The sequence below is a fragment of the Paenibacillus sp. FSL R10-2748 genome, from assembly GCF_038005565.1.
In the GTDB taxonomy this organism is placed as follows: Bacteria; Bacillota; Bacilli; order Paenibacillales; family Paenibacillaceae; genus Paenibacillus; species Paenibacillus polymyxa_B.
This window is the reverse complement of sequence record NZ_JBBOTK010000003.1, coordinates 637,022-652,458: the sequence shown is the minus strand read 5'-3', so window position 1 is coordinate 652,458 and position 15,437 is coordinate 637,022. Positions and strand designations below refer to the sequence as shown.

Sequence of the window (15,437 nt, the reverse complement as noted above, 5' to 3'; positions counted from 1 at the left end):
CCTTCCAGGAAATCTATGCATTTCATGATCATTGGGATCATGAATAAAACAAATACCTCAAAAAGCACAAAAGACACCGCGAACGGTGCCTTTGAAACCTAGATTGCTAATTCCTTAAAATCTGATTTTACACAGCATCCCGCTACTGTGCAAGACAATAATATCTTTCTTTACTGATTAATTTTTCGGCTTGTGCCCTTCAAACCATGTTGATGTATTCGCCAGGAGCTGTTCACTGCGCCCAATGGCTGCCTGTACCTGCCCAGTAGCGGTTCCGCCATATACATTCCGTGCATTAACTACCGCTTCTGGTTGAAGCACCTCATAAATACGATCGTCGAACAGATCCGAAAACTGCTGAAATTCGTCCAGTGTCAGATCAAGCAAATATTTTCCATGCTGGATGCAATACAGCACGGTTTTGCCAATGACCTCATGCGCCTGACGGAACGGAAGCCCTTTGCCGACCAAAAAGTCCGCAATATCAGTTGCATTGGAGAAATCCTGGTTGACCGCTTGACGCATGCGATCCTTGTTCACCTTCATCGTGGCGATCATCGGTGCGAACAGTTGCAAGGCTCCTTCCAGCGTGGCAACGGTATCGAACATCCCTTCCTTGTCCTCCTGCATGTCCTTGTTGTATGCCAGCGGCAAGGATTTCAGTACAGTCAACAAGCCCATGAGGTTTCCATAGACACGTCCGGTTTTACCACGTACCAGCTCGGGCACGTCCGGGTTTTTCTTCTGCGGCATAATGCTGCTGCCTGTGCAAAAAGCATCATCCAGCTCGATAAAACCAAACTCCGTGCTGCTCCATAGCACCAATTCTTCGCTCAGACGAGACAAATGCGTCATAATCAGCGAGGCGCCAGCCAGGAACTCTACGATAAAATCCCGGTCGCTGACGGCATCGAGGCTATTTTCATATACGCCATCAAATCCCAGTTGCTCGGCTACAAAATGACGGTCGATCGGAAAAGTGGTCCCGGCCAAAGCGCCAGCACCGAGCGGCAACACGTTAATCCGCTTGTAGCTGTCTTTGAGTCGGTCAATATCACGCTCCAGCATAGACACATACGCCAGCAGATGATGTGCAAATAAAATAGGCTGCGCACGCTGCAAGTGTGTGTATCCAGGTACAATCGTGTCCAGATTATCCTTTGCCTGCCCGATTAATGCAGCTTGTACATCATGCAGCATACCCACCAGCGATACCACACGTCCGCGCAAATACAAGTGCATATCCGTTGCTACCTGATCGTTACGACTACGCCCAGTGTGCAGCTTACCCCCGACCGGACCAATGGCCTCGATTAGATTTTTTTCGATATTCATGTGAATATCCTCATCCGAAACAGAAAATTCAATTTCCCCACGGCGGATACGCTCTAGGACCGTGTGTAGTCCTCCCTTGATCGTGTCTGCATCCTCCTGCGGAATAATTCCACATTTCCCCAGCATGGCCACATGAGCCAAACTGCCTTGAATATCTTCTTCCGCCAACGTCTGATCAAACCCGATAGAAGCCGTATATTCCTCTACCAGCTTGTTCGTTTGCTTCGTAAACCGTCCGCCCCATAGCTTACTCATTGCATGATCCCCTCTCTGCAATACAAGCCGCCCTCGTCGTTTGGACAAGAACGGCCCGCATCCCGTACATTTTTTAGGTTACATCATTATTTATGATTTTGTGTTACGCCCGCGTTGACCTTCAAACGCAGAGCATTCAAGCGGATAAAGCCTGTTGCATCGCCTTGATCGTAGGCTTGTGTCGGATCGGCTTCCATGGTCGCAATGTCCGGGTTGTACAAGCTAACTGGACTTTTAACGCCTGCACCGATAACGTTGCCTTTGTACAGCTTCACGCGCACGGTACCACTGACATTTTTCTGACTCTCATGAACCAGAGCCTGCAAAGCGACACGTTCCGGTGCGAACCAGAAACCGTTGTAAACCAAGGTAGCATAACGGGTAATCAGACTATCACGCAGATTCATAACCTCGCGATCCATCGTGATAGATTCCATTTTACGGTGAGCTGTGAACAGGATCGTACCGCCCGGCGTCTCATAGACTCCCCGACTCTTCATACCAACAAAACGGTTCTCCACCATATCCACACGTCCGATACCATGTTTGCCGCCCAGTTCATTCAGTTTTTCCATCACTTGCAGTGGATTTAGCTGTTCTCCGTTCAAAGCGACGCAGTTACCTGCTTCAAATTCCAACTCCAAATATTCTGCTTCATCAGGAGCGTCCTCAGGCGCGTTGCTGAGCAAGAACATTTCTTTATTTTCAGGAGCACTTGGATCAAACCAAGGGTCCTCCAGCACGCCGCTTTCATAGCTGATATGCAGCAGATTACGGTCCATGGAGTATGGCTTGGCTGCAGAAGCAGTTACCGGAATGTCGTGTTTTTCCGCATAGGCAATCATTTCTGCACGGCCCGGGAACTGATTGCGGAACTCTTCCAGCCGCCAAGGTGCGATCACCTTGATATCCGGCGTCAACGCCGCCGCGTTCAGCTCGAAGCGCACCTGATCGTTACCTTTGCCTGTTGCCCCGTGAGCAATGGCTGTTGCTCCCTCGGCAATCGCAATATCGACCATCCGCTTAGCGATCAATGGACGTGCAATACTCGTTCCGAGCAAATATTGTCCTTCATATAAAGCACCCGCCTGGAACATCGGATAGATAAAATCCTTGGCGAATTCATCACGCAGATCATCAATGTACACTTTGGAGGCCCCCGTAGCGAGTGCTTTTTCCTCCAAACCGTCCAGTTCTTCCTTTTGACCGATATCTGCGGTGAATGCGATGATTTCAGCATCATAAGTTTCTTTGAGCCATTTCAGAATGACCGACGTATCCAGACCGCCGGAATATGCGAGTACGATTTTTTCTTTTGCCATTGTTGAAGTCCTCCCCGATTGCTTACCTTTATCTTCTTTACCTATCAATACCTATCAATCTTAAGCCATTAAAGCAACTAACAGCGCTTTTTGCGCATGCAGACGATTCTCCGCTTCATCAAAAATGACCGAATTCGGACCATCGATTACGCCTGCGCTCACTTCTTCCCCACGATGCGCAGGGAGACAGTGCAGGAATAAATAATCCGGCTTCGCCAGCTTGACCAGCTCCTCATTCACCTGGAAGTCGGCAAAAGCAAGCTCCCGCTCCTTCTGCTCTTCCTCAAAGCCCATGCTCGCCCACACATCTGTGTAGATCGCATCCGCATTTTGTACTGCTTCCTGCGGACTTTGGGTTATAACGATCTCACTACCTGTCTGTTTGGCAATTTCACGGGAAGCTGCGACCACACTCGGGTCAGGCTCGTATCCAGCTGGACTTGCGATGGACACATGCACTCCAAGCTTCGCTCCCCCAATCAAGAGGGAATGAGCCATATTGTTACCGTCTCCGATGTAAGCCAATTTGAGCCCTTTTAGCTTACCCTTTTGCTCATACAAGGTTTGATAATCAGCTAGCACTTGGCACGGATGAGCTAAATCACTCAATCCATTGATCACAGGAACGGACGCATAACGTGCCAACTCTACAACATTATCGTGCCCAAAGGTACGAATCATAATGCCATCTAGATAACGTGACATGACTTGAGCCATGTCGCTAATCGGTTCGCCGCGTCCCAGTTGAATGTCATTTTTGCTGAGGAAAAGAGCATGCCCACCCAATTGATACATACCGACTTCGAAAGATACCCGTGTACGTGTAGAGGATTTTTCGAAAATCAGTCCGAGCGTTTTCCCTTTTAGCGGCTGATAGGTTTCTCCGTTTTTGTGCTTACGCTTAATTTCAATGGCGAGATCAATTAAATACTGGATTTCCTTTGAAGAGTAATCGTCCAGTTCCAGGAAGTCCCGCCCCTTCAAATTCATCTGCTGCAGTGCGCCGCCCTGGCTCATGCTATCGTCTCCTTTTGTACTCTAGTCTAGGATGATTTGGCCTTTACACTAAGCCACATGCTCCCGAATCAATTCAGCAATCAATGTTACAGCCTGATCTATTTCGTCTTTCGTTACATACAAGTTAGGCAACAGACGAATCACGTTCGGTCCTGCTGTAATGAACAGAATCCCCTTCTTCTGTCCTGCCAAAACAAGCTCCGCTACCGGTTCTGCACACTCAATACCGACCATCAGACCTTTTCCACGGATATCCTTTACAAAAGGACTATCTCCAAGCTGCTTTTGCAGACTATGGAAAAGGTAATCTCCCATCTCAGCTGCACGTTCTGGTAGCTTGTCATCAATAATCGTTTCAATAGTAGCTTGAACCGCTGCCATAGCAAGTGGCGTACCTCCAAAGGTAGAACCATGACTGCCCGCTGTGAACGCTTCACGCAAATATCCTTTGCCTAGCATCGCACCCACAGAGAAACCACTGCCCAGTCCTTTCGCCAATGTAAAGATATCCGGCTCTATACCATAATGCTCAAAGGAAAACAGTTTGCCCGTCCGTCCCATACCTGTTTGTACCTCGTCAATGATCAGCAGCAAACCATGCTCGCGGCACAGCTTTGTGATCACATCTACGAAAGCAGGGTCTACCGGATACATGCCACCTTCGGCCTGCACCATTTCCAGCATAATTGCCGCCGTATGCTCACTGATGGCTGCTTCAAGCGCCGTCTGATCATGAAGCGGAACACTTTTGAACCCAGCAGGAAGCGGTAAAAAACCCTCTTTAACTTTGTCCTGACCCGTAGCAGTCAAGGTTGCCAGCGTCCGTCCGTGAAAGGATTGCGTGAACGTAATGATTTCGTAGCGACCAGTCTGCTTTACCTTCTGGTGGTAACGACGCGCCAGCTTAATTGCAGCTTCGTTCGCTTCGGCCCCGCTGTTGCAGAAAAACACAGCATCCGCGCTGCTATTGGCTGTCAGCAAGGCAGCGGCTCGTTCTTGCCCCGGAATATGAAACAGATTGGATACATGCCACAGTTCATCGATCTGTTTTTTCAATCGCTCAGCTACTGCTTGAGGCGCATGGCCGAGATTGGTAACGGCAATGCCTGACATGAAATCCAGATAACGCTTGCCCTGATCATCCCACAGCCAGCTTCCTTGTCCTTTTACCAGTGTAAGCGGGTATCTTGCGTAGGTTGGAAAAAGAGAGCTTTCTGTCTGCGCTTTTGCCGACACCTTTTCCGTTTGCACTCCGCTTCCATCCGTACTTGGCATTTCCTCGCTCACCAGCGTATTCGGTTCCTTACTCATTATGTTCACGCTCCTTTATCGTTTGGTTATATAGGTCAAGCTATATATTGTAATTACTGCATACGCACGATGCGTGTTCCAATCGATTCTCCGCCCAGCACACGGCTTAGTACCTGCGGTTCGCTACCGTTCACAATGACGACTTCCTTCACTTTGCCGTGGATACAGGCAATAGCCGCTCTCACTTTCGGGATCATACCACCGTATATTTCACCTGTGCTGATCATATCCTCAATCTCCTGTACGGTGATAGAATCCAGCACTCTCTTTTCTCCGCCATACTTCTTCAATATGCCTGGTACATCTGTAACGACGATCATCCGACTGACCCCCAGATGAGAGGCTACCGCACCCGCCGCTGTATCCGCATTAATGTTGTAACGCTGACCCGATCGATCAATCCCGATGGGTGCAATAACAGGCATATAGTCCATATCCAGTACACCTGTAATAATCGAGGCTTGAACGGATGTTACCTCTCCGACCCAACCGACCTCAACGGCATTCGACACAGGCTTGGCTTCGATTAAATAGCCATCACTGCCTGACAACCCCAACGCTCGGCCCCCATGCATCCCTATTCTACGTACAATCTGCTTGTTAATGCTGCCTGCCAGTACCATTTCCACGACATCCAACACAGGTTCGGTCGTTTTGCGTAATCCATGAATAAACTCCGTTTCGATCCCCAGCTTCGCCAAGTTGTCGGAAATCGCAGGGCCACCGCCATGTACAATGACAGGTTGAAGACCTTCCGACTGCAAACGCGCCAAATCTTCAAAAAAGGAATCAGGTAACGCAGCCAGCGTACTTCCTCCGCATTTCATCACAAAATTACGACGTGCCACTCCCGCATGATTCGCTTGATCCGCGTGTTCCACTGCCGATTGCATATCATCTCTCCTTTTCTTCTCTGCATATCCGTGCCATTTTTAAATGATGCTGGGCTTACATCCGCTCGTTGCTTCTAACAACTACTATCCTTATTCAATCCGTATTTTATTCTGGTACCTATGTCCGATAAGCAGCGTTAATCCGCACATAATCATAGGTTAGGTCACAGCCCCACGCTGTAGCGATTCCGTTCCCGTGTTGCAAATCAACAATAATTTGCACCGTATCTCCCCGCAAATAGGCTAGCGCCTCTTCTTCGTCAAAAGCGACCGGACTCGATTGGCTTAGCACAACAATATCACCCAAGCGAATATCTACCGTATCTGGATTAACAGGTTCTCCGGCACGCCCTACGGCCGCAATAATCCGTCCCCAATTCGCATCTGCTCCGAAAACGGCCGACTTGACCAGACTGGACCCAACCACTGTCTTGGCTATCGCTTGGGCGGACGCATCGCTTACCGCTCCGCTTACAGACACCTCTACCAGCTTCGTAGCACCCTCTCCATCGCGAGCAATTGCCTTCGCCAGCTCTCGGCAGATATAGGTGAACGCCTCGGCAAAAGCGTCCCAATCGGGATGCCCTACGTGCAGCTCACGGTTGCCAGCCAGTCCGCTCGCCATGGCGATTAGCATATCGTTCGTGCTCGTATCCCCATCCACCGTAATCATATTAAAGCTGGTATCCGTTGCCTGCTTTAATAGTTGATGAAGCGCCGTCTGTCCGATCACTGCATCACAGGTCATAAAAGCGAGCATCGTTGCCATATTCGGATGTATCATGCCCGATCCCTTGGCCGCCCCGGCGATGTGTACGGTCACACCGTCCACCTCAACCGCCACACACGCTTCCTTTTTAACCAAATCCGTTGTCAGAATGGCTTGGGTAAATTGCTCCGCTCCATCGTTTGCCCCGTTCATACGGTCAGGTAAGGAGGATATTCCGCCAAGCACACGATCCATTTTCAAATGCTCGCCGATCACGCCCGTCGAGGCGACGGCTACATTGCTCTCAGCAACACCCAGTTCACGAGCCGCAGCCGAACGCATAGCGTAGGCATCCTGCTCTCCTTGCTGTCCTGTGCAGGCATTGGCGTTCCCGCTGTTCACCACTACTGCCTGCAATCGACCATCTGCCAAGCTCTCGCGGGTCACCTTCAGCGGTGCAGCTTGAAACACATTGGTGGTGTACACCGCAGCAGCTGTCGCCTCTACCTCACAACGAATCGCGCCCATATCGTTGCGGTTCGAATTTTTTAGTCCGCAGTGTAATCCCCCGGCTGTAAAGCCACGCGGAGTTACAATGTTCCCCCCGTTTACTACTGTAAACTCTACTTTGCCCATAATTATGTGCCCTCGTTCGCAACATATTCGATGAATGGCAGCTGCCTGTATTCGAAATTCCGCTCGCTGACGTTTCCTGCATCTTGTTGCGGTTACTTGCTACTTACGGATATACCGGTATGAAGCCCAGCCCGAGGTTCTCCTCCCATCCCATCATCAAATTTAAATTCTGAATCGCCTGTCCAGCTGCACCCTTCACAACATTATCAATGACAGAAATAATCGTAAGACGCCCGGTTCGGGCATCTGCTGCAAAACCGATGTCGCAGTAATTCGAACCCAATACTTCCTTCGTTGCTGGCCATATACCTTCGCCACGTACACGGACAAAAGGATGCCCTTTATAATAATCCCGGTATAACCCGATAAGATCCTGATCTGTATGGTCACCCTTCAGCGTGACATAAATTGTACTCATAATTCCTCGGGTCATTGGAACAAGTTGTGTCGTAAACGTAATCGTAACGTCCTCGCCCGCAATATCACCTAGTACCTGTTCGATCTCAGGGATGTGCTGGTGCTTATTCACCTTATAAGCCTTGAAATTCTCGTTCATTTCCGCATAATGCGAAACAAGACTTGTTCCCCTACCCGAGCCGGATACACCGGATTTGGCATCCACAATCAGCGACCGATGGTCAATCCAATCCGCTTTCAGCGCAGGAATAATCCCCAGCAATGTTGCGGTCGGATAACAGCCTGGATTTGAAATAAAAGAAACGCCCGCCAGCTTTTCTGCATACACCTCACTGAGTCCGTATACCGCTTGCTTGAGATACTCGGGTGAAGCCGCAGGCTTTTTATACCATGCTTCATACGTTTCCCCGCTTCGAAGCCTGAAGTCCCCGGAAAGGTCAATGACTTTCAGTCCGGCATCAAGAAGCTGCGGCACTAACTTGGTACTAACGCCCGATGGCGTAGCAGTGAAAACCAGATCGGCCTTGGCAGCAATTTCGTGGACTTCGACACCGTCCAAATCCTGCACCACAATGTCCGTTAGATGTGGAAACCCGTCACTGATTGGGACACCCGCGCTGGACGAAGAAATAACAGATACAATCTCTACTTGCGGATGATGAACCAAAAAACGAATCAGCTCCACCCCGCCATACCCGGTGGAACCGACAATTGCCACTTTTAACTTGCTGCTCACAGACCTTCCTCCATTCCGTTCTTATGAAATATGTATTATTATACGACTCTATTCATATAAATACAACACCTCATGTCATGTTATTCCTCCAAATTTAAAATATGCGCTCTTGTCTATTCTTTTGACGGACAAGCTGTACGAGCTATAATAAAGGAAATAAAAAATAGACAGAGAGTCTCTTGAATACAGTCTGCCGTTTTGCATAAAGAAAAGGGGGGGATATTCCCTTTAAATTATCTCATATATTGGTATTCATCTCGATTGGCCGTTTGCTGCACTTTATGAACTTGTTGAACATGAAGGGAGTCACATGGGCTGCATCTAGTGAATCTGCGCAGAGGAGCCGCTGAAGCGGATAATTGGGGTCGAAAATAAACTTAAACGTTAGGGGTGCTACACATCGAAACATATACAGCGAATATCGTTATAGATGCAAAGGCAAAGTTAGGCGAGGGTCCCAGCTGGGATCAGCGGTTTCAGCGTTTATTTTGGGTCGATATTGAAGGTTTTCAATTGCATATCTATGATCCTTCTACGTGCACAGATCGTACAATAGAGGTTGGTGAACATATTGGTGCAGTTGTACCTTATCTCAAAAATAAAGTGATCGTAGCGCTGATTAGCGGTCTATATTGTTTGGATATTGAGACAGGGGCCAAAGTATTGATCCATGATCCTGAGGAAGGTAAACTAGGTAATCGTTTTAATGACGGAAAATGCGATCCTACAGGACGTTTTTTAGCAGGAACAATGAGCCTAAATGGCGAACACGCGCAAGGAGCATTGTATAGTCTGAGCACAAAAGGCAATGTCTCCTTACTGGTTGATAAAGCTTCCATATCTAATGGATTAGCCTGGAGCGCAGATCATCGTACAATGTATTACATTGATACTCCAACATTGGAGGTCGTCTCCTTCGATTACGATGTGGCACAAGGCACGATTAGGAATAAGCAACTGGTGGCTAGATTGGATGAAAGTGAAGGGTATCCAGATGGCATGACAATCGATGCAGAGGGCATGTTGTGGGTCGCGCGATGGGGTGGTAAACGTGTCTCCCGTATCCATCCTGCTCATGGAGAAGTGATTGCTGAGGTGTCACTCCCCGTCAATTGTGTGACTTCGTGTGCTTTTGGCGGTGAACATCTGGATGAGTTATATATTACGACTGCTCAAGATAATGATAGTGCCGATCAACCATTAGCAGGCGGTCTATTTATGGTCAAAACAGGGGTAAGAGGAACGCTAACCTCGTATTTCAATCAAGGACAACCGGCAAATTGGCTTGAACGATTAGTAAAAAGAATCTAGTAAAGCTATTCTAAAAGAGAGAGGAGCCTACTACATTAGTGGGCTCTCCTGCATTGATTCAGTTAAGAGCAAGTCTCAGACAGGCCCCTTTGTTTTAGCTTTCCTTCTTAAACCCTTCACCCAATACCTCACGAGTATTACTAATAATCACAAAAGCTTCCGGGTCTACCAAGCGGACGAGCGTCTTGAGGCGAGTTACCTCGTTTTGTCCGACTACAACCATAAGAACAGGACGTTCTTCGTTCGTGTAACCACCCCGCCCTGCCAGCTCTGTCAATCCTCGGTCCAAATCCTGCAAAATAGCCTGCGTGATCGTTTCTTTCTGATTGGATATGATGTAAGCTACTTTGGAGTAGCTCAGTCCCATTTCCACAGCATCAATGACCTTACCAGTTACAAACAAGCCAATCAACGCATACAGCGCACGTTCCGGCGAGAGGGCGAAACCAGCCAGTGTAATCACCGTGCCATCCATCAACATGACACAGAGAGAAAGACTAAAGCCCGTATACTTTTGAATAATCTGCGCCAAAATAGCCAGTCCACCCGTCGAGCCCCTGCCCCGAAATACAGTCCCCAAACCCAACCCTACTCCGATTCCACCATATAGCGAAGCCAGCAACGGATTTGTTGTCGGAACTGCCCAGTCCTTCGTGACATAAACGAATAGCGGCAGCATAATACTTCCCAGTAAAGAACGCAAACCGTATTTTTTCCCTAACAGCAGGACCCCTGCTATAAATAACGGAATATTCATTCCCCACTGCGTATAGGCTGGTTCCAGGCCAAACAGGTCCTCACCCAAGATAGACAAGCCCGATACACCCCCGGATGCAATCCGGTTTGGAAGCAAGAACATGTTAAAGGTCAGCGCTGTAATGAAAGAGCCGAGTATAATCAGCAAAATGTCGGTCACGTTGCGTGCGGGTCCGCTGGCGGCAATCAGAGGCTTACGGCGTCTTCGGCGGGCAGCGGGGGGATTCAATTGAGACATCATTCGTGTTCTCCTTTAGTTAAAAATACCGTTACACAAAAATTCCTACAGTCCGCAGGCACATGGTCTGCAGACTGTAGGAAAACGTACAGGCTATTATTCTGCGTCCAGCTTAATTTGGCTGCGCAGGTAACCATCGATGAACGGATCGAGATCGCCATCCATGACAGCTCCTACGTTGCCAGTTTCCACGCTAGTACGATGATCCTTAACCATGCTGTATGGATGGAACACGTAGGAGCGAATTTGACTTCCCCATGCAATATCGGACTGTTCTCCGCGGATTTCGTCCAATTGCTGACGCTGCTCTTCGATCTTACGCTCGTAGAGCTTGGAACGGAGCATCGTCATTGCCTGCTCACGGTTCTTGATCTGGGAGCGCTCATTTTGACAAGTTACCACAATGCCGGAAGGAAGATGCGTAATTCGAACGGCTGAGTCGGTCGTATTAATATGCTGACCACCTGCACCGCTGGCCCGGTACGTATCAATTTTAAGATCCTCTGTCCGGATCTCAACGTCCACATCATCCGCAATTTCCGGTACGACATCGCAGGATACGAACGACGTATGCCGACGACCCGAGGAATCAAATGGAGAAATGCGAACGAGACGATGCACGCCTTTTTCTGCTTTGAGGTAGCCATAAGCATTATAGCCCTTGATCAGCAGCGTTACACTTTTGATCCCTGCTTCATCACCCGCAAGGTAATCCAGCGTTTCTACCTTAAAACCGCGTTTTTCTGCCCAGCGTGTATACATCCGTAGCAGCATTTGACCCCAGTCCTGCGACTCGGTTCCACCCGCCCCCGGATGCAACTCCAAAATGGCATTAAGCTTGTCATATGGCTGATTCAAAAGCAATTGGAGTTCAAACTCTTGAAGCTTGCTCAGCAAAGATCTGATACTATTTTCAATTTCTCCAGCCAGTGTTTCGTCGCCTTCCTCATCAGCTAGCTCAGCCATCATCCCCGCATCCTCATATTCCTGACGGAGCTGTTCATAGCTGTCTACAGAAGACTTAACCGCGTTCATTTCCGCGATCACGGCTTGAGCTTTATCGTTATCATCCCAAAAATCAGGCGCAGCCATCTTTTCCTCAAAGTTTGAGATCATTTCCTGTTTGAGATCTAAGTCAAAGAGACCCCCTAAGGTTTGTTAGTTTCTTGCCTATTTCTCTTAAATCATGTTTTACATTTGGATCAATCATGATGACATTCTCCTTTTAATATAGGGTTAGGGGAGTAAAAGCGTTGTGAGTTACGGCTGGGTGAAGAGACGCTGCGCGAATGATTTGATCTTACGATCGCTGGCGCTTCTCCAGATTCAAATCCTCCGCTTCGCTGCCGACCGCCGTAGAGTCAAACGACTTTTAAATTATCGGCTCTGGTATGTGAGCCGAGTCAAGAACTGAATTAACTGACAAACAAGCAGAGACCAGCTTGCTTGTCATAATTGTTTAAAAAGAATTGAGATCAAGCTAGCCATTCATCAATGTTCAAACTGATCCTCCAACAGAGACCTATAAGTTGAAAACATCAGTCTCACCCCTGTATGGCACAAAATGGCCGACGGTCAGTGGTGAACTGCCGCCTGCCATTATATGCACTGCAGGGAATAGTGTATCTCAAGATCTCTCCCTTAATTTCAATCCGTTATTTTCTACGCGGACGCGAAGGAGCGGATTTCTTTTTAGGAGCCGCAGGTTCACCACTCGTCGAGATTTTGTCTTCGTCGATGACAGCCTGACGCTCTTGATTGGATTCAATTTGTGCTTTCATGATGTATGTCGCTACTTCCTCTTGGATGCTAGCAATCATAGCATGGAACATTTCGAAGCCTTCAAATTGATATTCGCGCAGCGGATCGGTACCGCCGTAAGCACGCAAGTGAATACCTTGACGCAATTGATCCATAGCATCAATATGGTCCATCCATTTGCTATCGACTGCACGCAATACGATAACCTTCTCGAACTCGCGTACCATATCTTCGCCAATCATTTCTTCACGGCTGTGGTATCTGTTGGTAACTTTCTCGAAGATCATATCCACGATCTCCTCTTTTTCCTTGCCCCACAGGTCATCACGCGTAAGTGTATTTTCCTCAAGCAGGTTGTTGTTCACATACTCTGCTACTTCTTCAAGCTCCCAGTTTTCAGGAATGTCATCGCCGCAATGAGCTTCCACTACGCGCTCAATGACAGGCTTGATCATGTCGAACACAATTTCCTTGATGTTCTCTGATTCCAGCACCTCACGGCGTTGCTTGTAAATAATAGCACGCTGCTGGTTCATTACATCATCATACTGGAGAACAACTTTACGCTGATCAAAGTTGTTGCCTTCGACACGTTTTTGAGCTGATTCGATAGCACGTGTAATCATACGGCTCTCGATAGGTTGGTCTTCCTCGAAGCCCAAACGCTCCATCATACTCAGCACGTTGTCCGCACCAAAACGCTTCATTAACTCATCGCCCAGCGATAAGTAAAACTGTGTGGAGCCCGGATCACCCTGACGTCCTGCACGTCCGCGAAGCTGATTATCAATACGACGGGATTCATGACGTTCTGTACCGATGATGTGCAAACCACCGAGTTCTGATACGCCTTCGCCCAGTACGATGTCAGTACCGCGTCCAGCCATGTTGGTAGCGATGGTAACTGCGCCAGCTTCACCTGCACGGGAAATAATCTCAGCTTCCTCAGCATGATACTTGGCGTTAAGCACTTTGTGACGAACGCCTTTGCGTTTCAGTATTTCAGAAAGAAGCTCCGAGTTTTCAATAGAAACCGTACCTACCAATATCGGTTGGTTCTTTTTGTTGCGCTCCAGGATTTCATCCACCACTGCATGGAATTTGCCTTTTACGCTCTTGTATACAACGTCAGGCATATCTACACGCTGGTTAGGCCGATTCGTTGGAATTTGGAGTACTTCCAGACCATATATTTTTTTGAATTCTTCTTCTTCTGTTTTCGCTGTACCCGTCATCCCCGCCAATTTGCGGTACATACGGAAATAGTTTTGGAATGTAATCGTCGCTAGCGTCATGCTTTCATTTTGTACAATGATGTTTTCCTTCGCTTCAATGGCTTGATGCAGACCATCACTGTAACGGCGTCCAGCCATCAGACGACCTGTAAACTCATCGACAATCAGGACCTCACCGTCAGCTACGACATAGTCCACATCCAAACGCATAATGGCATTAGCCTTCAATGCCTGTACAATGTGGTGATTGATTGTAACACTTTCCTGATCGTACAAGTTTTCAAGACCAAAGAAATTCTCGGCCTTGGATACGCCGTTTTCGGTCAAAGCAACCGACTTCACCTTAATATCCAGAGTGTAATCTTCTTCAACACTCAGGCTCTTCACAAATCGGTCAGCCGCGAAATACAGCTCTGTCGATTTCTGAGCTTGTCCTGAAATAATCAATGGCGTACGGGCTTCATCGACGAGAATAGAATCGACTTCATCAATGATACAGAAGTACAACGGACGTTGTACCATCTGCTCTTTGTAAAGCACCATATTATCACGCAGATAATCGAACCCGAACTCGTTGTTTGTACCGTACGTGATGTCACAAGCATAGGCTGCCTGCTTGGCGGCATGATCCATATTGGCCAAATTCAGCCCTACGGACATTCCCAGGAAGTTATAAATCTGTCCCATTTCTCCGCTGTCACGTTGCGCCAAATAGTCATTGACCGTAACCACGTGCACGCCTTTGCCCAACAGAGCATTCAAATAAACCGGCAGTGTTCCTACCAGTGTTTTACCTTCACCGGTTTTCATCTCGGCAATTTTACCTTCATGCAGCGCAATACCGCCGAGCATCTGTACGTCATAATGACGTTTACCCAGCACCCGCTTTGACGCTTCGCGAACCGTTGCAAAAGCTTCCGGCAAAATTTCTTCAGCCGTAGTCCCTTGTTCGACCCGAGCTTTAAATTCTGCCGTCTTCGCTTGCAACTCCTCATCCGAGAGCTTTTCGAAATCCGGCTCTATCTTATTGATCAGTTCAACCGTCTTCATTAAACGCTTGACGTCACGTTCATTGGTATCTCCGAAGATTTTCTTAACAATTCCTAGCATGGTTTACCCCTTTCGCGCAAAACAATTAATAGAATCAATTTCACAATAAGAAAGGGTCCATGATGAAATTGATTCCCGATATGTTTGACAGGCCCGGCTGTACCAGCCCATCGTGCGATGTTCTTTGCATAAATTGTAACAGTTTGTAGGACATGCCGCAACACAAGCAGCCTCCAGATTTGCATCCGGTTAAAGATACCAAAACAATTGACGCACGAAATACACAACTTCGTTACGCTTATCCAAGTTAAAATTTCCTTACATTTACAAAAAAAACATATAAAAGAGCCCTATCCCGCCAGGTTCGCAAGGATAAGGCTCGTGTTGTTTTCATTTTCCTAATATCCATGAAGCATGCTTCAATCGAAATCGTTCTATTCATTTTAAAATGTGAA

11 protein-coding genes are annotated in these 15,437 nt (G+C 47.9%); 1 reads left to right on the top strand and 10 read right to left on the bottom strand.

Annotation, left to right across the window (positions count from 1 at the left end; all coding sequences use genetic code 11):
• Window positions 1-177: 177 nt before the first annotated feature.
• The 7 genes from argH to argC form a co-directional block, all read right to left on the bottom strand.
• On the bottom strand, window positions 178-1,590 hold the full coding sequence (argH, locus tag NSS66_RS12825; protein ID WP_053326223.1) for an argininosuccinate lyase: 1,413 nt from the start codon (window positions 1,588-1,590) through the stop codon (window positions 178-180).
• 86 nt (window positions 1,591-1,676) lie between these two features.
• On the bottom strand, window positions 1,677-2,912 hold the full coding sequence (locus NSS66_RS12820; protein ID WP_023990631.1) for an argininosuccinate synthase: 1,236 nt from the start codon (window positions 2,910-2,912) through the stop codon (window positions 1,677-1,679).
• Between the two features lie 60 nt (window positions 2,913-2,972).
• Window positions 2,973-3,929, bottom strand: coding sequence for an ornithine carbamoyltransferase (argF, locus tag NSS66_RS12815; protein ID WP_340959072.1), 957 nt, complete (start codon window positions 3,927-3,929; stop codon window positions 2,973-2,975).
• Between the two features lie 48 nt (window positions 3,930-3,977).
• Entirely contained in the window at window positions 3,978-5,240 is a 1,263-nt protein-coding gene (locus NSS66_RS12810) for an acetylornithine transaminase (protein ID WP_023990633.1), read from the bottom strand.
• Window positions 5,241-5,293: 53 nt separating this feature from the next.
• Window positions 5,294-6,133: an acetylglutamate kinase gene (gene argB, locus NSS66_RS12805; RefSeq protein ID WP_340959070.1), complete on the bottom strand. Its 840-nt coding sequence runs from the start codon at window positions 6,131-6,133 to the stop codon at window positions 5,294-5,296.
• A gap of 118 nt (window positions 6,134-6,251) precedes the next feature.
• Complete coding sequence (gene argJ, locus NSS66_RS12800; RefSeq protein ID WP_075154846.1) at window positions 6,252-7,478, bottom strand: bifunctional glutamate N-acetyltransferase/amino-acid acetyltransferase ArgJ; 1,227 nt, start codon at window positions 7,476-7,478, stop codon at window positions 6,252-6,254.
• Between the two features lie 103 nt (window positions 7,479-7,581).
• Window positions 7,582-8,631, bottom strand: a complete 1,050-nt coding sequence (gene argC, locus NSS66_RS12795) for an N-acetyl-gamma-glutamyl-phosphate reductase (protein ID WP_069290524.1) — start codon at window positions 8,629-8,631, stop codon at window positions 7,582-7,584.
• Between the two features lie 390 nt (window positions 8,632-9,021).
• Here argC and NSS66_RS12790 point away from each other — a divergent pair, with 390 nt between their 5' ends.
• Entirely contained in the window at window positions 9,022-9,942 is a 921-nt protein-coding gene (locus tag NSS66_RS12790) for an SMP-30/gluconolactonase/LRE family protein (RefSeq protein ID WP_013312255.1), read from the top strand.
• Window positions 9,943-10,036: 94 nt separating this feature from the next.
• Here the strand turns inward: NSS66_RS12790 and NSS66_RS12785 are convergent, their stop codons facing one another.
• The 3 genes from NSS66_RS12785 to secA form a co-directional block, all read right to left on the bottom strand.
• Window positions 10,037-10,936 carry a YitT family protein gene (locus NSS66_RS12785; protein WP_023990638.1) on the bottom strand — a complete coding sequence of 300 codons (900 nt, stop codon included), beginning with the start codon at window positions 10,934-10,936 and terminating at the stop codon, window positions 10,037-10,039.
• A 96-nt stretch (window positions 10,937-11,032) separates the two neighbouring features.
• A protein-coding gene (gene prfB / locus NSS66_RS12780) for a peptide chain release factor 2 (protein WP_103744773.1) occupies window positions 11,033-12,146 on the bottom strand; the annotation gives its coding sequence in 2 pieces (ribosomal slippage) (window positions 11,033-12,073 and window positions 12,075-12,146; 1,113 coding nt in all).
• A gap of 445 nt (window positions 12,147-12,591) precedes the next feature.
• Entirely contained in the window at window positions 12,592-15,042 is a 2,451-nt protein-coding gene (gene secA / locus NSS66_RS12775) for a preprotein translocase subunit SecA (protein WP_340959068.1), read from the bottom strand.
• Window positions 15,043-15,437 lie beyond the last annotated feature (395 nt).

What these genes read in the sequence shown, in the direction of transcription:
- argH (WP_053326223.1), bottom strand. Translation starts at nt 1,590, where the DNA reads ATGAGTAAGCTATGGGGCGGACGGTTTACGAAGCAAACGAACAAGCTG.
- NSS66_RS12820 (WP_023990631.1), bottom strand. Translation starts at nt 2,912, where the DNA reads ATGGCAAAAGAAAAAATCGTACTCGCATATTCCGGCGGTCTGGATACG.
- argF (WP_340959072.1), bottom strand. Translation starts at nt 3,929, where the DNA reads ATGAGCCAGGGCGGCGCACTGCAGCAGATGAATTTGAAGGGGCGGGAC.
- NSS66_RS12810 (WP_023990633.1), bottom strand. Translation starts at nt 5,240, where the DNA reads ATGAGTAAGGAACCGAATACGCTGGTGAGCGAGGAAATGCCAAGTACG.
- argB (WP_340959070.1), bottom strand. Translation starts at nt 6,133, where the DNA reads ATGCAATCGGCAGTGGAACACGCGGATCAAGCGAATCATGCGGGAGTG.
- argJ (WP_075154846.1), bottom strand. Translation starts at nt 7,478, where the DNA reads ATGGGCAAAGTAGAGTTTACAGTAGTAAACGGGGGGAACATTGTAACT.
- NSS66_RS12785 (WP_023990638.1), bottom strand. Translation starts at nt 10,936, where the DNA reads ATGTCTCAATTGAATCCCCCCGCTGCCCGCCGAAGACGCCGTAAGCCT.
- secA (WP_340959068.1), bottom strand. Translation starts at nt 15,042, where the DNA reads ATGCTAGGAATTGTTAAGAAAATCTTCGGAGATACCAATGAACGTGAC.